Origin of the sequence: Aureispira anguillae (assembly GCF_026000115.1) — a bacterium.
In the GTDB taxonomy this organism is placed as follows: Bacteria; Bacteroidota; Bacteroidia; order Chitinophagales; family Saprospiraceae; genus Aureispira; species Aureispira anguillae.
The window spans coordinates 2,551,892-2,571,354 of sequence record NZ_AP026867.1 but is presented as its reverse complement, the minus strand read 5'-3'; the positions used below and the strand labels follow the sequence as shown (position 1 = coordinate 2,571,354).

Sequence of the window (19,463 nt, the reverse complement as noted above, 5' to 3'; positions counted from 1 at the left end):
CTTTAACTCTTGTTCTTATCAATTCTATGAGTGGGGAATTAGAGGGGGCGCCGAATGGCTTTTATTTTATCATTTCCTTAATCAGCGTAAGCCCCTTTTGGAGTATTTCGTCATTTGTATTGGTAGATTGTTTTACATAATGAGTGGGTAAATATTTCTCTCTGATGGTTCCATTTATGTGGTATAATTTTCTTGTGGAAAGTTTATAACCATACCATTGATTTTTGAATCCAAAATCAAATACTTCGCCAGCTAAGCGCCGCATTTCTGTACCAACAATTTCTGCTCTTCCCATTCCTTCAAAACCAATAGCAAGCCCTTCGCCCATACTTCCAGTCCAACGACCCACTAAAATTACAACCGATTTTTTGTACTGTTCTAAACGTGGGCTGACATATTCTACCCAACTTCTTTTTATATCGGGATTGTTTTTTGATTTTGCAATGTATGCATGCATCTGGTATGGTTTGGGTTCGCTTATAAATCGGCTCATTATACCACGGGCTTCATAAGAATCGCCGCCAAATATGGTATTTCTTAAATCAATAATTAGCCCATTGGTGCCTGATAATTGATCCAAAGTTTTGTCAAATTCACGAACTAAGTCATCATTGCCGAGGGAGTTGTTGATTCTTATTATCCCGATCCCATCAATGGTTTGGGAAGTCAGTAAATCACTTTCATTTTTTATCTTAATTTTATCTAAATCAATTTCAATCTTCTCTTGAGAGATTAGTTTTAAAGTGAGTATTCGTGGTTTATTATAACGACCTGCTAAGATTTTGTTCGCAATCCATTCTTTGGTTTCAGGGAAATCTTTGTCATTGCAATGAGTTGGGAAATTTTTGATGGCTTGTTCAAAATCCACACCATTAAACTCTAAAATTTCAGCTCCAATTATATTTTTATCTAGCCCTTCTATTTGGCTTTGCCAAACATTTGAAATGATAAATTGACCATTTACAATTGTTGTATAAACAGGTGCGAATAGGCGAAATGAAGCATCTCTATTTGTTCTTAAAGTAAGATGATTATCGTAAAATTCGTCGAGCAAATATTCAAAAAACAAAACCGTTTCTTCTTCTGATTTTATATTTTTTATTGCATCCGTATAAAATGCCTTAATGCAGTTTAAATCGACCTTTTTTTCTTGCAAATAGACATAATTTTGTGCGATGTCATTGATGATTTCGTCTAAATCTTCTTTGATTTTATTTTTGTCAATTTTATTTTCTTGCGCATAAAGAGCAGAAAAGGGGAGAGCAATTAAGAGGAGTAAAAATATTTTTCTGTTCATGTAATCTGTTTGTTGCTATGTTGTAGGCTTGTTCAAAGGTAGAAAAAGTAAAACGCCTCCAAGTGCAAAACTTGAAATTTTGCGTTTTGAAAGGTTTTATACGGTTTTTTCTTCTTCATAAGGGATGTTTTTAGTGTTGCAGTATTTCTCAATTTCCGAATCCGTTTTGAAATAATCATCACAAAACGTTTCAAATTCTTTTCTTATTCCTTTTAGGTATTTTTCTGGTGCAATTAGCAAGGTTTCGGTCTGACTGATGAATTTTTCAAATTCTGAATTTATTTCACACAATTTATCCATTGTCTTAAAATCGAGTTCTTTAAATTTGGGCTGAAACAAAACCTTACTTTCATAGGGATTTCCACTTAATTCTATGATGCCGATTCCAAAGGATTGATTTAGGCGTTCCAACTCATCCAATAAGTTCCTGCTTATATGAAAAGCTACTAAATAGCCATAGTTTGCCCAGCTTGAATTAGAAACGGCTTGAAAGAAGCACTTTTTTAATTCATAATCGGATTTTATTTCCCTTTTTAGTTCGTACGAAATTAAATCAAAGGCATCAGCCTTGTTGATTACTTTTAATAAAGCATTGCTGGATTTGTTTTTTAGATTTAAAAAATGAATGCCTATCATATCTGGATGAACCCATTTTTGGTGATCGTCCTTGCTATTGGATGATTTTTCATGAAAAATGGTTTTGGAATAAATATTTTGACTCTTCAAATAACTACTTAGAAGCTTATGTAAATCTCTTTCTTGGTATTTTTTTGCAGCATCTTTTTTGGAGTTAGTTTCCTTTGCAACAACAGCGGATAGATTCAATTCATTTTCATACTTTGATAAGTAATATTCAAATCCTTTTTTCCCTTTTATTCTTTTTACCCGAGAATCATCTTGCCTTATAAAATGCCCCAGTTGAGCCCCAATTGTATCGGAAGGAGTTTTGGCATTGGTCCAATCAATATAATTTTTTGCATCAATCATTTTCAAAACCTCCAAATAGGTAAAGGACCCTTTATGGTCTTCCAGAACTTTTAGAATGGCTTCTTTTATTGTCATTTGCTGTTTTTTCAATGGTGTAAAATGTGAATATATAAAATCTTTATTTGATTGTGAATTTAGAATCTGCTGTTATAGGAATGCAACTAGATATACAAGAGGCGATAATAAGGCAGGTGAATAGACTGTTGGTTTTTCTTGTTTTTAGGCATTGGTTTTGGTTTTTTGACGGGCTATTTGTGCAGAAATATAGCGAATCTCAAAACAAAATGGTAGATTTTGCCAGTAATTTTTTCTTTAATCAACCAGCAAAATCTACAATTTTTAACCAACAAAAAAACGGATGAACAAACTGTGAATTTAGCTGCCTAAAAGGCAAAAAATATTTAAAGAGCCCAGTACAAGTTCAAAGATTAAGCCTTGAAGTATAAGTTTATTGGGCTTGCCATCTAAAAAAATGCTCAGAATCCTTCCTATGGCAAACCCAATAAAGATAAGAATTGCAATAACGAATGATGTAAACGTTAACTTAGGAATTATTATTCCCAATAAAATGATTATACCACCTGATAGCATAACAGCACTTGTGCCTCTAACTTCGTTTAAGAGGTTCACCTCCTTTTCAAGTTTGATGCCTGAGTTTTTTGCATAGTTTTTTATGGGGTTGCTGATTCTCAATGAACCAACCATAAGAAACAAAAGACCAGAAATAGCAAGAACAACGGTATTAAATATCTCCATTTTAAAATGCTTTTAGTTAAATTAAGTAATACTGCAAAAGTAAAATGGTGAAATGACAAAGGTATGTCAGACCTATCTAGTCTTTTTTGACATATAATTCAAAATATTGTTCCAACGTCATATCATGAGGGGTAAAAGTAGTAGAAAATGTGCTTAAATGTTGGATGAGATCAATCCTAAATGCCCTAAAGTTATTTCTCAATCGACAAAATGCAATTAGTAGCCATTTTCCTTTGGTACTATAAATGGCAAAAGGTTCTATCTCTCTTTGAGTTTCTGTACCATTTAATGAGCGATATTTAATCTTTAATAATTGAAAATTGGTGATAGCAAATTGAATTTTCATTAAATGATTACTTGTATTCTGATGTGGATCATTTTCTTTAAAATAGATTCTGTCAGTTAATAAATCAGCTTTTCTTTTCTGAGAGTATTTTAAAACAGATTTAATTTTTATAATGGCATTACTATAGCTTTCGCTAAAGGATTGATCCTTGCTTTTTAGAATTAGTTGCTCAGCAGTAATTAAGGCATTGGCTTCGTCTTCTGTAAATTGAACAGGGGGCAATTGGTAACCTTCAATTAAAGAATATCCTTTGCCTTCTACTGTAATTATTGGAATCCCTGATTTATCGAGGGTGCGAATATCTCGATAAATAGTTCTTACACTTACCTTGTGTTTTTGGGCAAGATAGCTTGCCGTAATGACCTTTTTGGATTGTAATTGAGTTATAATGGCAGTTAATCTGGAAAGTCTTGGTTTTTCTTTTTCTTCCATTTTTATTTTCAAGATGCAATTGGTAATAGGAGATTAATAAGGACGAACCCAAATTACGACTTCTGGTTTTTGCTTTTGAGCATTTTGAAAAGAAATTAGCGTCTCATTTTTTTGAATGAGTGTTTCTATACAATGAGTCTTAGGATCTATGTTTTTACCTAATTTTCTTTTTTCTTTTCGTTTTAATCGTTTATAATAATTGTGAGGGATTCCCATGTCGCAACCCATTGTTGTTATTACTTTTCGAATAATACTAAAAGAGTAATCAATTTCTTTGAGGATTTTAAATCTAGCTTTAATTTGGGGGAGTGCTTGTGCATTAATAGGGTCTTGATTGAAATCCCACCAAGGATCTTCGGCTCCATTTATTAATGCTTTTTTTCCTAAAGGAAGTTCTGTAGACGCTACGGCATCCTTGTAATAGTATCTTTCGTAAACAGTTACCGTTTGGGCTTCAGGGCTGTAAACTTCAAGAATGTAAACAGCGGAAAGAGAATCAAAATTTAAGTTTGCTGTTCTTGCATTTAGAGCTATTTTTTCTCTATTATGAATGATTTTTTCAAAAATAGCTAAAGAATGGGGGCTGCTCTGGGAGAGCGTATCCTTTAAACGAATTAATTTTTTATTGGTCAACTCATTTAAAGAAGTATTGTTTTGGGCTTGTGCTAAAATACCGCTCATTACGAACAATAAAAATAGCAGCGAATTTAGTTTTGTCATAGTTCAAAATTTATTTTCAAAACGAAGATTTTTTAATGATGGAATGTTGGTGTTGATAAAGGACTAGAAACTATGCTAAACTTAATATAAGTATTCTCTAGATTAAAATCGTGAATTTTGTTGTTAATTTTCGTTTCAAACTATGAACTAATTTTACGATTTTGTGCAGCGTTACCTACAAGAATTCTAAAGTTTGGGGCTATTTTATTTCTTTTTTATGGATTGGTTTTAGAATGTTTATGAATGAAAAAAACGAGTAGATTGTCATTGTTTGTTTTGCTGTTTTTCAGTGTGTTTATTAAGGTTAAAGCTCAACAGATAATCGCAAAGCAGGATTTTGGTGTTTGGGTTGGCGTGGCTTTAAAAAAGGAATTGCCCTCAAATTTTGAAATATCGCTAGAACAACAACTTCGAACCTGTCTAAATACAACAAGAATTGATAATTATTGGGCAGAATTAGGGTTGACTTATACCATCAATAAAAATTTTAGACTAAATAGCAACGCTCGTTATATACACGATGTAAACAAATGGAAGGCAGCAGAGAATAGTTTGCGGTATAATCTTGATATTGAGTTTCGGGCTAAGGTTAAAAAGAAATTTCAGCTATTTTATAGACTGAGGTATCAGCAAAAATTCATTAATCTGCTTCAGCGGCAACGGACACCAATCGCTCAAAGAAGATCCGCAGTTCGCAATAAAATAAGGGGCTCCTTCCAATACAAAAAAGTACATAAATTTTATTTTTCTACAGAGCTTTTTGTCACATCAGAAGTATTTAGAGAAGCTTATTTAGACAAGTTAAGATTTTGTATTGGAGATAAGATAAAAACAAATGTTGGTAGCTTTAATTGTGCTGTTGGTTACGAAGTAAATGTACAAGTGAATGACCCTTTTTCATTCTTTTTTCTGAAAATTGTATATAGTATAAAATTATGAAAATAATCAGCTCTTTATGTTTGTTTGTTGTCGTTTTTATCAGTTTTGAATCTTGTTACAAAGAGGAAATTGTTTTTGATGCTTTGCCTAATAATCAATTGGAATTAGCATTGATCTTAGAATTGAATGACAAGGCTTGTTTTTTGGATAGAAGTTCAAAAACACTAAGGTATTCTATTGCTGAAGATTCTATTCAAAACTTTAGCCCTTATGTTCGATTTCAGGAGGATTCAGAGATTCGTGTTAAAAATATTGCCTTGATTAATCAGGCAACAAACCATTTGGGCAAGATCAAAATCAATGAAAAATACCCCGTTCAAATTACTACAAAAGGAATCAAACATAATTTTACACTGGTTTTTACCAATTTACCAATTGTAAGGGTTGTTACGCCAAATCAAATTATAGACGAACCCCAAAAGTTGGCTCGATTTACCATTAATTATCCATCTGATACAAGCCTAAAAATGACTGCTTTTGTTGGGATCGATTTTAGGGGAGGAGCTGCGCAGTTTAATGTCAAAAAATCCTATGGTTTTTCTTTTCTTAATACAATGGATTTGAGCAACAAAACGTCAAAAGCGTTATTTGATTGGAAAAAAAATGAAGATTGGATTTTAGACGCAATGTATAATGACAAAGCTAGGTTGAGAAATAAAATATCCTTTGAAATTTGGAAGGCAATGAATCCTTCAAAGCATAAAGCTATTCAAGCTAGATTGGTAGAGTTGTATATTAATAATGACTATCAAGGGCTTTATAGTTTGAATGAACAAATGAATGCTGAACAGCTTGAATTATCAGGTTCAGAAGCCGTTTTGTACAAGTCAACAGGTTGGGGCGAAGGAGCGACTATATTTGAGCATTTATCTTCTAATGCGCCACTTTTTATAGATGTGTGGGAGGGCTGGGAGCAAAAATATCCCAATCCCAAAGATAAGATTAATTGGCAGCCTCTTTATGATTTGCGAGATATGGTTGTCAATAAAAGCGATGCTGAATTTATAGCGCAAATTGGTACCCAAATAGATTTAGAACTGTTGATCGATTACTACATTTTTTTGAATGTAGTTGCTGGATCTGATAATTATGGCAAGAACATAATTTGGGTTCGAAAGAATGCGCAATCTCCTTTTTTTATAACACCTTGGGATGTTGATGGTTCTTGGGGACGATTTTGGGATGGAGCTAGGATGAACTCAGATGTTATTCTAAGCAATCAATTGTTTGAACGATTGTTGTTGTTGACTCCCGATAATTTTAAACATAAACTTAAAAGCAGATGGCTAGCGTTGAGGGCGAATGTCTTAAGGTTTTCTAATATCGAAGCTTTTTATGAAGAAGCATTTGATAACATGAAAAAATCAGATATTCTAGCCATAGAACAGTTAAAATGGGGGGCTGTGATTGATGTGCAACAAGAGAAAAACTACATAGACAATTGGCTGCAAGATAGATTACTTTTCTTGGATGTACATTTTGCCAACCTCTAATTGGGATTGACGTTATTTCCCCCCTGTTTAAAGGTTTTCATCTGGACCATGAATTTTAGATTCTAAGCGATAAGCATTTTCTTGACCACGAATAAAAACCTCGTATAAATGTATTGTTCCAAGTGTTTTTGATGCTGTTTTTGCAATAAAAAGCTTTGAAATAAGTTTCTTTTGAATGTTTTTTTGAGCGTTTTGAGGTGGGCATATGACTGATTGGGAACAAAGTACGCCGCAGAAAGCTGCTATTTTTCCTGTGGAAAAATAAGGCTTTCAGGTGTTTGAGCGAAGCGAGTTTCTGAAAGCCTAAGCTATCAAGAAGATACTTTGTCCAAGAAGTCATCCAGTCCTAGCGTTTTTGGTTCTTTTTGGGCAATGCAAAAAGAACAACAGGTATTGATTACCCCGCTTTTTGCCCCAAAAATGAGGGCTAGATTAAAACCTCCAATAGTTCACTTCATTAAAAAGAAACAATTGAATTCATTGCTATAGGTTAACAAACAATAAAAGCAGAGCCAAAATACTTGATTTTAGGAGAGATTTTTATTGTCAATATTTGCTTCAACATTCAATAACTCAAATTCTTTTTTAGTTAATCTATACTGAAAGACACTTCTATATTCATCCCCTTTTTTATAATGCTCAATTAAAGTAGCTTCTTTAAGCATTCCGTTTTTTAGCATTACTTTACCAGAAGCAGGGTTTTCAATGAGATGAGTGGCATAGATTTTATTTAAATTCAGTGTTTTGAATCCAAATTTAAGCAAGGCAGCTAGCGCCTCCGTTGCATAGCCATTCTTCCAAAACGGTTTTCCGATCCAATAACCAAATTCTGCTCTATCAAATCTTTTGTTTAGAATAAGACCAATTCCTCCAATAAACTCATCGGTTGATTTTAAACGAATCGCAAAAGTAAACTGAGTTTTATTTAAAAAGCCTTGATTGGCGCTATTGATCCAATAAATGGCATCTTTTTCCTCATAAGGATAGGGAATATTTAAGGTGTTGCTGGAAATTTCTTTGTTACTGGCATATTCAATTATTTTTGGAATATCGGTTGATAGAATCTGCTTCAAAACCAGCCTTTCTGTATGAATTATTGGGAATGTTGTCATTGTTAAACGTTGCTTTTTTATTCATTAAATAGATTTCCACCATCATTAAGTTTATAGTCCAACCCAGCCAAGCCACAATTTTATAGGTATCCATTGGCGGAAGCTCAAAGGCAGTAACAATCATCCATTTAAACAACCTTAAACTTATGGCTGAAAGAGTCAAGGCATAACTTCGAAGCATAAAATTTCGATGCTTAACCCATTCTTTTTTCTTTATATATTTATAGGCAAGGTAAGTAAATAAAAACCATAGTACCGCTTGAATGGAGAATGATAGTTTAGAAAAAAGTCCTCCATTAGCATGTAAGGCCATGATGAATCCCGAAGGACTTGCTATACAAAGTACGAGAAAAATATACAATTTCCCAGAAACACGATGAACTAAAGGTGTTTTATTTCTTATCAATTCAGAGCATTGAATAATGCCTGCAATGAGAACAAAAATACTGGTATAAACATGACTAAAAAAAGCGATTTGATAATACCGATTTTGAATTTCATCCTGTTTAATATTTAGAAAAGCGACATCAAATTGAATGGGTATATATTGCAAACTTATTAAAACCATCAGATAAGTAAAATAGCTTAATGATAGGTAATAGACAATGCTGAATATATAATTTGAGACTTGGCGCATAGTTATCAATTATCCTCTTCCAAAGAAGTCATAATACTCCGAAGCATTTTTTTCATATCTCAATAGCAGTTGAATGTTCTTTTTTTCTAATGCTGTAAAGTCATCTTTTATATTGGTGTGAACAGGAATGTACCAACTTTGTGCATCAAAAAACACACGCAACGGTCTATTCTTAAAAGAATACCCATGTCTCGCATAAATCGTATTTCGGATAATAGTTAAGTCACCCTTTTTTAGATTTTCTACCTCAGACTTAGTTAATAAAGTGTTGGAAGCATTGATGGTATAAATAAGATTGGTTGCAGAGGCAAATTCTTTAGAAACCCATTCTTCAAATTCGTTTTCTTCAAATTCGACTTCTTTTTTTGTTGTAATTACTTTATTCCAATTGACATATTCTTTGGATTGTTCGAGTTGAATATTGGGATTGTATTCAAAGTCTTTTTTTTCAAGCTTATATTTTCTTTTTTTGATATCAATGTCACGATAAGCCGTCCATTTGCCAATGAGTTGCCCTTCATGGATGCTAAATGAAAATTCGCCGTCATACTTATGATCTCCAGGTTCTTTCACTTGAAAAGAATAGGTTTTGTTCTTTTTTTTGACGGTGCCTTTAAACGGTCTGTCATTTCCTGCTACAACACTATGCCCAACAACTAGACTGTCCATAATCTTGTCAATGGATATGTTAATCTTGTTTTCTCTCTGCCAAAAATAACCTTCGTCTACATAGATGTCCTTTTCATAATCATCGCTATCTTTTTCGAAATACCCCACCCAAAAACCTAACAAAGCAGTATTTTTTGACACTTCTTGGGGGGTGTTGTTGTTTGGAAGTTCTTGAGATTTAGACTCTTTATGTGGTTCTGATTGTGCAACTTTAGTGCCTTCTTCTTCCTCAATTTTTGCATCTGAGTTTTTAATTTCTGTTTGGCAACCTGAAATTAAAAAAACAAAAATGACCATAAAGCTTAGTGCTTTCATTTTCTTTTATTTTTATACCTATAATATTAAGCAATTAACTACGCTACCCGACGGTTTTTAAAATTTAACAGAATGGGCTTTTTCTAGCTCTATCTTAGATCTTAGATCGTTTCACGCTTAGATATTAGATCCCAATTACAACTTAATTGGGCTCTAATATCTAATTAGCTAAGAGCAAAGCGATCTAAAAATAGATAGAAGCTGCCCCAATTTTAATTTTTACAAAAATCATCGGGTAGAGAAGCAATTGACTACAATAATAACTAATTACAATAATTATTAAGTTTTATCATAGCATCTTTATTCCCCAATTCGTGACTCTTTAATAAATCTGCACATCCCTCTTCAGAAAAACCTGTTTTTATTTTGATGATCCCCCTATGCAGTAGGCTAAAGGAATGTTTGGGGTCTATGTCGAGTATTTTGTTAAATAGGGGCAATGCTTCCTCATAAAGCTCTAACTTCATATAAGTATTGGCTAGTTCTTGGTGAGCCTGCAAATTATTTGCTCCCATTTGAATGGCTCTTTTGAAATCAGCAATCGCTTTTTGGTTTTCTCCTATGGCATTGTAGGAGTTACCTCGACAAATATATCTTTTGGTGGAACCATAAAGATTAATTGCTTCCGTATAATCCTTGATGGCACGTTCATAATTTTTGAGAGAAAAATAAATCGTTGCTCTATCAGAGTAGGCAGGGTGGAAGGTAGGATCTTTTTTTAGGCAGTGTGTAAAATCTTTAATGGCCTCCTTTGTATCTCCTTGTTGATGTTTTATTCTACCCGTATAATAGTAAGTGTGGCAGTCGTTAGAGTCAATTTCTAAGCTTTTGTCTAAGTCCTTTAGCGCAGCTTCAATATTCCCTATTTCAGAATAAGCAATGCTTCTATTGTGGTAAGCTTTTATAAAATTTGGCTTAAGTTGAATCGCACGATTAAAGTCTTCAATTGCTTCGTCATAAGCTTTAGATTTTAAATTTAAAGAACCTTGGTTATAAAATGAATGAGCCGATTGTTGGGGGGAATTTTGAGCATTATTGCAAGAAAAAATAAATAAAAGACTCAAAAAGCTTAAAGCTAGGAGAGCATTGTTAGCATTTAGTGTCATAAAAGAGTTTCAATTTCGTTAATCAGATATTTCATCTAACTAACTATATTTTGAGTTTATTAGTTCTGTACGATAGCATTAAAAGATAGGAAGAAGCTTATATGACTTATTTATTTTCTATTACTTTAAGGCATTTTAGTTTTTAACATTTTTTGATAACACAATTTATGGGTTGCCAAAGAACCATTTTAAATTCAAAAACCATGAAATATTCCTCTCTAAGATATTGTTTACTTTTTTGCCTTTTTTGTGTTTTAAGTGAACAACCAATAAGTGCTAATGTTTCTTTTGATTTTCCACCTCCTGTCGAAAAGCGAAAAAAAATATTCAAAAAGAAGCAAAAGAAAAAACAGTCTTTTAGAAAACAAAAGTGCTTTCAAAAAAAACAATTATACAAGCTTGATAAGCTTCAAAATGGCGACAAGAGTTTTGTTTTTATTTTTACTTTCTTGATGTTGGGGTTTTTAGCTGGGATGTTTCTATTTAGCTTTGGAATTTTTATTTTTCCAGTATGGTTAATAGGAGCAATATTAATGTTGGTTATAAACATTCTTTCTTTCTTCGCAAGCACCCTTTTTGGCGATTGGCCTTTTCATAGCTGGTTTGTTCTATTTTTGATTGTTTCAAAAATAGGAGGAGGGCTAGTATTTGTTGTGCTAGGGATACAATTGTCAATTTCGATCATGTGGATTGTTGGAATTGTGATGTTGGCTGTTGCTTTGATAGGAGCGATTTTCGCAGCTATTGTTTTTGGTGCTTCAGGAGGGTTTAGACTTTGGTGATTTGGAGCTGGATTACATTGTTTTATACTTTTGAATTAGAATAAGACTGTTTTTTAAAATATTCTAAGTTTATCTTTATTTTGTTGTAAATTTTTATGCTGCTTTTGGGGTGAAACACTTGTATTTATGATGAAAACTTTCTTTAAAATTAGTTTATTCCTTTTTTTGGCGCTTTTAAGTAAAGCACAAGACCATAATACGATTGAGCTTCCAAAATTAGAAGGACTCCATTTATTGGATGAAGTTGTCAGGGATTATAATTTTTTCTTTAGTGGGGAAGGACATGGAACAAAGATGAATTCCGTCTTAGAATCGGAATTGCTTGAATATTTACACAATAAAGTTGGGATTCGATACTTTCTATGTGAATGCAATTATAGTACGGCTTATTTATTTGATTTATACCTTAAAACAGGGCAAGAAAAATATTTAGAGCCAGCTATTATTTATGCCGATGAAAAGTTTTTTTTAGATAAAATAAGAGCACTTAATTCAACCCTAGATAAAGAAAATCAAATTCAGATAATAGGGGTAGATGCAGAAAGATTTCCTAAGGCCTTGGTTGCCACTATCAAAATATTAACACAAAAACATGCGAAGGAACTCAATTTAGGGAAGGAGTTAATTGGGCGAATCGATAGCCTAAAACCTTACCATAAAAAAGACCTACATGATGTTTATGTAGCACTGCACAACCAAATTAAGTTTGACAAGGCTCTAAAAAAAGCAATAGGAGAGGAAGATTGGCGACATTTATCAAATGTTATAAATCCCCCTTCTTATCATGAAGATAGATTTGAGTTTATTTTAACCGAAGAAGCAAAGTATAAAAATTTATTGGCCGTTTTATCCAACTTACCTAAGGGGAAAATTTATAGCCAACATGGAACCTATCATCTCAATAAAGGAAAAAATACATTTTCAGGGATATTAAACCGTAAGGAGGATTCTCCTTATCAAAATAAGGTGTTAACGATCGGTACCTTTTATATGAACTCCTTTTTCTCTTTTAGAGGAAAAACAGAATTCGCCAAAAAAGAAGGTTTACTTTTTGTAAATGTTGGCAAGTTAAAAAAATATAAAAAAGATAAAAGCTTTATATTGCTTGATACCGAAACATTAAAGCAAGAAAAAATTATAAACCTTACCGATCGGTATCACTTTTTGGTTTTGATACGAGGCAGTAAAGCGGCTGTTTCTTACGTGAGTAAGGAAACAACCAATTAAAACACTAATTTTAGTTGTCCTTTTTTGTTAAAATAACCCAATTAGAATAACCAAAAAAATCTTTGCCACCATTCAATAAATTTTCGAAGAAGGTTAAAAGTTTATATTTAATTTTTTCGTGCTTTAATTGGGGACGTTCTAAGTTGCCTTTCTTGGAATAATTAAGTTTGTTTTGCCAATGAATATTAGCAATAAAAGCAGCCATAATTGCAGGGTGTTTCCCTTTGAAAAGGGGAATTTTTCCTAGAGGACCATAATCAAATTCATCTGATTTTAATTGGTAGGCCTGTTTAGTTTTAGCGATTCCATGATGCATAGAATCCTGTTCTTTCTTTTTTGATTGCATCAATTCAGGAGGTCTAACCCAACCATAATGGTAGATATAAGGCTCAATTTCGATGACATTCAGTTTTTTGTTTTCCATTTTTCTAAAAGACTGGGCATCTTTATAAGAATATATATGGGCATGATTTCGTACAATTCGAATTTCGTTTTTATACCAACCATGTACAGGAAGGTAATGCTTGTAATCTCCAAAAAAGTGATGATAATTAAACAAAAAGCCATCAACATCAGGATTTTTGAGGTATTGCTTGCAGTAATTGACAATGGGAGCTAAATCGTTTTCATGAACAACTTCATCCGCTTGTAGATAAAAGCACCAATCGCCAGTGCACTGCGATAAGGCAAAATTGGTTTCACTGGCAAAAATTTTCCCGTCCATAAATTCCTGTTCCGACCAAACACGATCAATGATAATGACTTTGTCAGAGTCAATAGACTCAATGATTGTTCGGGTGTTGTCATCGGGATCATTATTGCCCAAGGCTACAATAAATTCATCAACAATTGGTAAAATAGATTCGATAGATTCTTTGATCGGGAAGTAATACTTTTCGGCATTTCTTACCATTGTAAAACCACTAATTTTCATTTTTTATTTTTTCCTGTTCAATTTCTTTAAGAAGTTCATCTTTTCCTTGCCAATTATTTTCGAAGGTTTTCAACAGCATTTCAGCCTTGTTTAGATGCAATTTAGCTTTATTGGGAGCAGTAGTTTGTAAAAGTTCGTAAAGAGATAAGTAGAATTCGTAATAATTAGGATAATACTTTATTCCCATTTCGTACATGTTAACTGCATAATCATTATAGCCACTGTAGATATATCGAGAGGCAATCCCATTAATATCAGGAATTTCTGGGGGGTAAAAATATTCCCCAAGTTTTGAGACCTGATTAATTTCCTGCATTTCCTTATCAATGGATTTGGGGCGGTTAATCAATTTGTAGTTTTTATCCACTTTTGCGATTTCCGAATATCTGTTGCAAAACGGGGTAAATATTTTTGTGAGCAGCATTGGCGTAGCGACAATAGGTACGGCATTATGACTAGAATAATTTGCTTCAAATGTCTGGATTGATTTAAAAAAAGAAGAAAATTTAGTTTTTAATTGGTCGTAATTTCTTCTATGATAATAGTCTTTATTGGCGGCTATGCTACCAATGGAGATTGAAATATTGGTCTTATCAATTTCTTTATTTTTTTCAAAGGCTTCGACCAAGGGTTCTAGTTCATCTAGTGGTGTATGAGCAATTACAGCAGCGTAGTATTCAGGATGCTTATAATAGGAATAAAGGGCAAAAGATGCCGAAAAAGAATGCCCCATGATTACTTTAAAATTGCTTGGATGGTATTTTTGGAGTTCTTTTTCCAGTTCTACGGTAATAAATTTATCAAGTGGCAGTTCTGTAGCCAAGTTAGGGATTCCACATTCCTTATTTCGATTATTGTGCGGTATTACGACAACAAGTGCATTGGGAATTTCGTGGGTATATTGCAAATATTCTATATCAGCAAGCAAGGGATTTATGAACCATTCGTGCTGGCCGTCAAGTAAATAAATGACAGGAACCTCAACCGAATCGGACTGGTACTTAAAAAAATCAGGCTGATGGACAAATACAGTTCTCGTTTCATTAAAAGCGGCTGAATGAAAAGATAAGGTATCTATTTCTTGTCCAAAAAGGAGCGTGGAATAAATCAAAGCGAGAATCGTAAGAGATTTTGTTTTCATAGGATAATTTTATATTCTTTATACCTTATCAATACCTAGATAGATTAGCCCCTAAAGTAGTTATATTTCGTGGAGTAAAATTAAAAAGAAGATAAGTATTTTTCTAATAAAGCTTCTTCTTCAACGGTAATATTAATCAATTGATAATGCCCCTTACCTTTTAGGGCATTCCAACGCCACTCTATTTGACTGGTGGTTTGATGGTTTCCATTGTCATACCACCAAGCAGTATACAATATATCGTTTCCTTTTTGCAATTGAGCGGTAAGGATTGATCGATTGCCAATGGTTTGGATTTGTTCTTTGCTAAAGCTATAACCGCTGCCTTTCCAGCAGATATTGGGCGAGTGGTCGGCACGGTAGGGAGCACAGGCAGGTTTGATGTAAATCAATGCTTCCTCATTTTTAAGTTGCACCACACCACCTTGAGTTATTGTTTGTTCAAAACCATTTAGAGGGGTAGGAACGATTGCTAGCGGAGGAACGGGAGGATGTAATAAGGTTTGGTAGCTCCCAACGCCTAAGAGCAATAAACAACTACTAAGCAAGCCAAAAAGGAGAGCAGGAGGCAGTGTTTTGGGAGCTGAAAGAGCAGGAGAACCACCCCATTGTTGTACCACAAATTTTACTAAGAAAAAGGTAGGTAAAACAACATAAAATAACCAACTTAAGATGCCTATTGCTTCATGAGCAAAGGTTTCGGGCATGGCTTGGGCTAGGATAATGGCAATGATTCGAAATAAATTAGCCAATAAGATCAAAACAGTTCCAAGGCTCAAAATAATTATGATCCAAGCTTTTGCAAGTTGCTTTTTAAGTTGTTGTTCAAAATAAGCTATCAAGACCAAGATGACTAAATAGCTATAACTAACCATATTGAGTCCCATACAGGCTTCATCAACAGAAAATGCAGTTCCATGGAGTAGAATAATATTACCTTGGCAACTTAGTTGAGGCTGAATAAAATGAAGTAACCAACTTGCCAATCGGGACAATTCTAGACGAATAGGAAAACTAAACACACTAAATAGAAAAACAGTTAGTGGCGAAAGGATAAAAATCCAGTAAATTGATAAGGCATTTAATTTCCCCCATTTCCATTCTACTAAAAATAAAACAAAAAATAGATAGGCTGCCAAATACAAAATGTTCATGCCCAAGTACAAATGCCCAAGCGCACTAATCAAGCTTGCCCAAGCATAGCGAGTGCTAGCTACCTCTTTTTGTTGAACGTACAAAATATAAGGTGCCAATAAAATTGTGCAATAAAAAAGGAAGCCTCCCTGCAAATATTCCATCCAAACGGGTATTCCTAAGGTGGTTGCAATGGCTATGAGGCTTCCAATTAAAACAGTTTTGGAGTTTAGCATTATTTTTAGTGCCATATTGAGCCTATAATTTCATTTTTTTTAATTGCAGGACAAGGAGCCCCAAAGCAATTAAGCCCATAAAAAGCCATTCATGTGGTTCTGGAACAGCACCAGAATGCTGCTGAACAGCATTGTTTAACCCTTGTTTTGGAGTAGAAACATTGCCTAGTCCTTCTTCATTTTCTTCAATTCCAAAACGTTCATAGTCTTTTTTTGTTTCTAAGACAATCATGCTGGATATGGGAGAGACAATATGAGCTTGTTGGGCGATGGCAACGAGTTCTTCATTTTCGTAACCACTGGAAAAATACCCCCTACCAATCTTTTTTAGGATTTGATGATAAGCAAACAAACGCATCAGGTGATCTGGAGCGGTAGACTCAATGGGTTGTTTTTGGACTTGCGAATAGAGTACCATGTCCGATTGATGCAAAACGCTTGCATTGGTGCTTGGATGCATGGCGATAAATTGTTGTTGTTTTACCCTGTTTTTGAGCTGTTCTAAGGATCCTTGATCGTAATTAAATACATAAAATTCCTTTAAACTTTGTAAATAAGGAGATAAACTAGCAGACAGGTTATAGAGCGGAAGCGGTGTCTGTTGCTTGACTAAATCCTTTATCATCAATTTGCCAAAGGCTGTATTTTTTAGATCATTAAGGTTGGGTGATTTTGCAGTGGATTTACTAACCAAGAGTGCTTTTGAGCGATCTTGAATAAGATCCAAGGGAAACAAGCTAAAATTAGTTTGATTGGCTTGATGAAACAAATCCATAGCATTCGGTTGGACAAGGTGCAAACTGTCTTGATGATAAAGATAGATGTCCTTGTCAGAAAAAATACGGCAAACTTGTTCAAATTCTGTTGGTGTCCAACTTTTGTTAACATCCAAATAAATAACACTAGGATCAAAATATTTGGTATCTGCCTCATAGGGTTCTACCCAAAAAGTTCGGTTTTGGAAATTAAAATGCTGATCACTCAAAGGAACTTTGGGGCAACTGATATTCCCTAAATAGTCTTCTGTATAAGTAAAATTGGGGCGGCTTGGAAAGGTAATTTGTTGTACTTTTTCGGCAAAAAAAGCAGGAGGCCCTTCTATTTCTAGAGGGGGTAAAACCAATTGATTGTCTTTGACAACCATAGGGCTGGTAATGCCAATTTTAAAGATGCGGTCTTCTGTTGTGGGACAAGGGAAAACAGTTACCGTAAGTCGATTGCCTTCTTGCCAATGGAGCAATGCAGGATCTCTTTTTTCTACACCAACAATTTCAACATAGGCACTATCTGCTTTGCCTCTTGTTGTTAGACGAGAGGGCTGTTCGATGCCATTGACCCACAGCGAAAGCGAAGTAGCGACAGAACCTTCTGGTAGTTGAAAACTATATAAGGCTTCTTCTGAACGCCAAGATTGACGGCTGTTGTTTTTGATGATGAATGTTTTTTCGGTATAAGCTAGGCGATATTCTGGATAGATTTGAGTCTTGGTTTCAATTTTTGTGGTACTCAAATTTTTACCTGACCAAAGTTTTCGATGCGCATCGTGTCGATTGTTGTTATAAAATTTTAAAATTCGCACTCGATCGGTATGAGAAATAGGTAGTTCTCCACTAAATATAGAAGCAATAGCGACCAATGGATCGTGTTCTTTTTTGTCTCGAAACGAATTTAAGGTCATTGCTTCCCAACCACCCCAAGAACTGTTGTGAAAAGAGGTATAAACAATACCCCCTTTAAGAATACGTTCTGTAAAAAATCCATCCGAAAGTTGCTGACTTAGCCTAATCCAAGCTGGTAAATGATATTTTTGAGTCGATTTAGTTTGATGGTAAGTAGCCTCTATCAATTGGTTCGTTTGTGCCCATTGTAGTACAAAAAGCAAGGCAAAAAGGCAAGGGCTTGCCAAGCCGATTCCGTAGGCAGTTTTCTCCATCTTTGTTTTTTCTGTTCGAACGAATAAGGTAATGCTATTAAGCAAAACAAATAAAGGAACAACAAGGTGTAAGCTTAGACCTAAGACAAAACAAAGAACAAGCCCAAAGGGCATCAGTGGAAGTAGAAAGAGCGTAAAATAGGTGGATAGAGCTGTTCCCATTCCCAAGACAAAGAATAGGGGAATACGAAGTTGATTGGGGAGCTTATCTAAAAAACAAAAGCCAATTAACCCTCCATACATCAAGCTCATATAAACCATTACCCAAGTAGAGAATTGGTCAAATATATTAATGGAAATGTTAAGGGTTAAACAACTAATAGTTGCTAGGGTCAGCAGGCAAATGTAGTGGTAACGATTGGTTTGACGTAGAATATTTTTGCTGCGATTGTAATTAGAACCACAAAGCATTGTTAAATAAAAAAGCACAGCTCCATAATTAATAAAGATGCTCGTCTCTATCGTACTATTAGTTGAGTGGCTTTGCAATAAAAAAACATAGAGACTCAAACAGCAGGCAATGAGCCCCAAGCCCCAATAAAAAACTTGATCTCTGTTTTCATAATATCTAGTGGTAGTTTCCATCTTAGTTAATTGTTTAGGTTTGGGAATTAAGAAAATAAGTAGTTATATAGGAATGAAGGGTTTTCCTATAAAAAAATACAACTGCTCAAAATCAGTGTTTTAATGATTCACTTTTAGCATTAATTTGAGAATTTACCGATTTTATAATTTGATAATCAGAAAACAATTTTGCGTAAACATTTTTATAGGAAAGCCCTATATAATAATGGGGGTAGCCAGTTGTTTTGTCCAATGATAAGCGAATAAAATGGGAATTAATTTTAAACTTTGAAAACTACCATTAATCAAGACGGCTATGTTATTATTCGGTTCTATCAATTGGTAATTGCTAATAAAAATAATAAATGTTGTACTCAAAATGGTGAATTTTAGCGCCCAAATATTACGAAAGGGGGCTTTTATGACACCAAAAAGCAGGAGAATAAGCATGATGTGGAGGCTGACTAAATTAAAAGCAAAACTGTCAATAAAACCAATCCCTATGACTTTAGAACTTAGCCAAGTACTCAGGTTGCTAGAGGTAGTGAAGGTTTCGGAAATAGGAATATCAAATAGAGTGGAGTTGTCTAAAATTATTAAAAGAATAAAAAATAGGAGAGCGCCTCTAATTTTTGACGAAAGTTGGTTGTGCCATTGTAATATTGTCATGATTTTTAATTTGAAAGTACTTTGAAATTCAAAG

18 protein-coding genes are annotated in these 19,463 nt (G+C 34.0%); 4 read left to right on the top strand and 14 right to left on the bottom strand.

The features are described from left to right. Positions 1–61: 61 nt before the first annotated feature. From AsAng_RS09905 to AsAng_RS09885, 5 genes are all read right to left on the bottom strand, one after another. Positions 62–1,297, bottom strand: coding sequence for a S41 family peptidase (locus tag AsAng_RS09905; RefSeq protein WP_264792620.1), 1,236 nt, complete (start codon positions 1,295–1,297; stop codon positions 62–64). Between the two features lie 96 nt (positions 1,298–1,393). Further along, entirely contained in the window at positions 1,394–2,359 is a 966-nt protein-coding gene (locus tag AsAng_RS09900) for an HTH domain-containing protein (RefSeq protein WP_264792619.1), read from the bottom strand. A gap of 300 nt (positions 2,360–2,659) precedes the next feature. Then, positions 2,660–3,040, bottom strand: a complete 381-nt coding sequence (locus AsAng_RS09895; protein ID WP_264792618.1) for a DUF4345 domain-containing protein — start codon at positions 3,038–3,040, stop codon at positions 2,660–2,662. A 76-nt stretch (positions 3,041–3,116) separates the two neighbouring features. Then, the gene (locus AsAng_RS09890; protein ID WP_264792617.1) at positions 3,117–3,818 is read right to left on the bottom strand and encodes a helix-turn-helix transcriptional regulator; all 702 of its coding nucleotides are present in this window, start codon (positions 3,816–3,818) and stop codon (positions 3,117–3,119) included. Positions 3,819–3,851: 33 nt separating this feature from the next. Then, positions 3,852–4,538: a hypothetical protein gene (locus tag AsAng_RS09885; RefSeq protein WP_264792616.1), complete on the bottom strand. Its 687-nt coding sequence runs from the start codon at positions 4,536–4,538 to the stop codon at positions 3,852–3,854. A 243-nt stretch (positions 4,539–4,781) separates the two neighbouring features. Here AsAng_RS09885 and AsAng_RS09880 point away from each other — a divergent pair, with 243 nt between their 5' ends. After that, positions 4,782–5,477: a DUF2490 domain-containing protein gene (locus AsAng_RS09880; RefSeq protein ID WP_264792615.1), complete on the top strand. Its 696-nt coding sequence runs from the start codon at positions 4,782–4,784 to the stop codon at positions 5,475–5,477. Further along, positions 5,474–6,970 (top strand): CotH kinase family protein, encoded by a 1,497-nt coding sequence (locus tag AsAng_RS09875; RefSeq protein ID WP_264792614.1) that lies wholly within the window; start codon positions 5,474–5,476, stop codon positions 6,968–6,970. Before AsAng_RS09880 ends, AsAng_RS09875 begins: the two co-directional genes overlap by 4 nt. A gap of 527 nt (positions 6,971–7,497) precedes the next feature. Here the strand turns inward: AsAng_RS09875 and AsAng_RS09870 are convergent. From AsAng_RS09870 to AsAng_RS09855, 4 genes are all read right to left on the bottom strand, one after another. After that, entirely contained in the window at positions 7,498–8,043 is a 546-nt protein-coding gene (locus AsAng_RS09870; protein WP_264792613.1) for a GNAT family N-acetyltransferase, read from the bottom strand. Further along, entirely contained in the window at positions 8,003–8,650 is a 648-nt protein-coding gene (locus AsAng_RS09865) for a DUF2306 domain-containing protein (RefSeq protein ID WP_264792612.1), read from the bottom strand. Before AsAng_RS09865 ends, AsAng_RS09870 begins: the two co-directional genes overlap by 41 nt. 78 nt (positions 8,651–8,728) lie before the next feature. Then, positions 8,729–9,703, bottom strand: a complete 975-nt coding sequence (locus tag AsAng_RS09860) for a YARHG domain-containing protein (protein ID WP_264792611.1) — start codon at positions 9,701–9,703, stop codon at positions 8,729–8,731. 263 nt (positions 9,704–9,966) lie between these two features. Further along, a complete protein-coding gene (locus AsAng_RS09855) occupies positions 9,967–10,809 on the bottom strand; it encodes a tetratricopeptide repeat protein (RefSeq protein ID WP_264792610.1) in 843 nt (280 codons plus the stop codon). Positions 10,810–11,342: 533 nt separating this feature from the next. Between AsAng_RS09855 and AsAng_RS09850 the strand changes: the two genes are divergently transcribed. Next, positions 11,343–11,591, top strand: coding sequence for a hypothetical protein (locus AsAng_RS09850; RefSeq protein ID WP_264792609.1), 249 nt, complete (start codon positions 11,343–11,345; stop codon positions 11,589–11,591). 126 nt (positions 11,592–11,717) lie between these two features. Then, positions 11,718–12,818: a TraB/GumN family protein gene (locus AsAng_RS09845; protein ID WP_264792608.1), complete on the top strand. Its 1,101-nt coding sequence runs from the start codon at positions 11,718–11,720 to the stop codon at positions 12,816–12,818. A 10-nt stretch (positions 12,819–12,828) separates the two neighbouring features. Here AsAng_RS09845 and AsAng_RS09840 read toward each other — a convergent pair whose 3' ends face one another. The 5 genes from AsAng_RS09840 to AsAng_RS09820 form a co-directional block, all read right to left on the bottom strand. Further along, complete coding sequence (locus AsAng_RS09840; RefSeq protein WP_264792607.1) at positions 12,829–13,752, bottom strand: glycosyltransferase; 924 nt, start codon at positions 13,750–13,752, stop codon at positions 12,829–12,831. After that, on the bottom strand, positions 13,742–14,893 hold the full coding sequence (locus AsAng_RS09835; protein ID WP_264792606.1) for an esterase family protein: 1,152 nt from the start codon (positions 14,891–14,893) through the stop codon (positions 13,742–13,744). The genes AsAng_RS09840 and AsAng_RS09835 overlap by 11 nt, the downstream gene beginning before the upstream one ends. Positions 14,894–14,973: 80 nt before the next feature. Further along, positions 14,974–16,263, bottom strand: coding sequence for an exosortase N (xrtN, locus tag AsAng_RS09830; RefSeq protein ID WP_264792605.1), 1,290 nt, complete (start codon positions 16,261–16,263; stop codon positions 14,974–14,976). 22 nt (positions 16,264–16,285) lie between these two features. After that, entirely contained in the window at positions 16,286–18,781 is a 2,496-nt protein-coding gene (locus AsAng_RS09825) for an XrtN system VIT domain-containing protein (protein ID WP_264792604.1), read from the bottom strand. A gap of 195 nt (positions 18,782–18,976) precedes the next feature. After that, positions 18,977–19,429 carry a hypothetical protein gene (locus AsAng_RS09820; protein WP_264792603.1) on the bottom strand — a complete coding sequence of 151 codons (453 nt, stop codon included), beginning with the start codon at positions 19,427–19,429 and terminating at the stop codon, positions 18,977–18,979. Positions 19,430–19,463 lie beyond the last annotated feature (34 nt).

Coding starts and splice junctions, on each gene's coding strand:
- AsAng_RS09905 (WP_264792620.1), bottom strand. CDS start 1,297: ATGAACAGAAAAATATTTTTACTCCTCTTAATTGCTCTCCCCTTTTCT.
- AsAng_RS09900 (WP_264792619.1), bottom strand. CDS start 2,359: ATGACAATAAAAGAAGCCATTCTAAAAGTTCTGGAAGACCATAAAGGG.
- AsAng_RS09895 (WP_264792618.1), bottom strand. CDS start 3,040: ATGGAGATATTTAATACCGTTGTTCTTGCTATTTCTGGTCTTTTGTTT.
- AsAng_RS09890 (WP_264792617.1), bottom strand. CDS start 3,818: ATGGAAGAAAAAGAAAAACCAAGACTTTCCAGATTAACTGCCATTATA.
- AsAng_RS09885 (WP_264792616.1), bottom strand. CDS start 4,538: ATGACAAAACTAAATTCGCTGCTATTTTTATTGTTCGTAATGAGCGGT.
- AsAng_RS09880 (WP_264792615.1), top strand. CDS start 4,782: ATGAAAAAAACGAGTAGATTGTCATTGTTTGTTTTGCTGTTTTTCAGT.
- AsAng_RS09875 (WP_264792614.1), top strand. CDS start 5,474: ATGAAAATAATCAGCTCTTTATGTTTGTTTGTTGTCGTTTTTATCAGT.
- AsAng_RS09865 (WP_264792612.1), bottom strand. CDS start 8,650: ATGGTTTTAATAAGTTTGCAATATATACCCATTCAATTTGATGTCGCT.
- AsAng_RS09860 (WP_264792611.1), bottom strand. CDS start 9,703: ATGAAAGCACTAAGCTTTATGGTCATTTTTGTTTTTTTAATTTCAGGT.
- AsAng_RS09855 (WP_264792610.1), bottom strand. CDS start 10,809: ATGACACTAAATGCTAACAATGCTCTCCTAGCTTTAAGCTTTTTGAGT.
- AsAng_RS09850 (WP_264792609.1), top strand. CDS start 11,343: ATGTTGGTTATAAACATTCTTTCTTTCTTCGCAAGCACCCTTTTTGGC.
- AsAng_RS09845 (WP_264792608.1), top strand. CDS start 11,718: ATGATGAAAACTTTCTTTAAAATTAGTTTATTCCTTTTTTTGGCGCTT.
- AsAng_RS09840 (WP_264792607.1), bottom strand. CDS start 13,752: ATGAAAATTAGTGGTTTTACAATGGTAAGAAATGCCGAAAAGTATTAC.
- AsAng_RS09835 (WP_264792606.1), bottom strand. CDS start 14,893: ATGAAAACAAAATCTCTTACGATTCTCGCTTTGATTTATTCCACGCTC.
- xrtN (WP_264792605.1), bottom strand. CDS start 16,263: ATGCTAAACTCCAAAACTGTTTTAATTGGAAGCCTCATAGCCATTGCA.
- AsAng_RS09825 (WP_264792604.1), bottom strand. CDS start 18,781: ATGGAAACTACCACTAGATATTATGAAAACAGAGATCAAGTTTTTTAT.
- AsAng_RS09820 (WP_264792603.1), bottom strand. CDS start 19,429: ATGACAATATTACAATGGCACAACCAACTTTCGTCAAAAATTAGAGGC.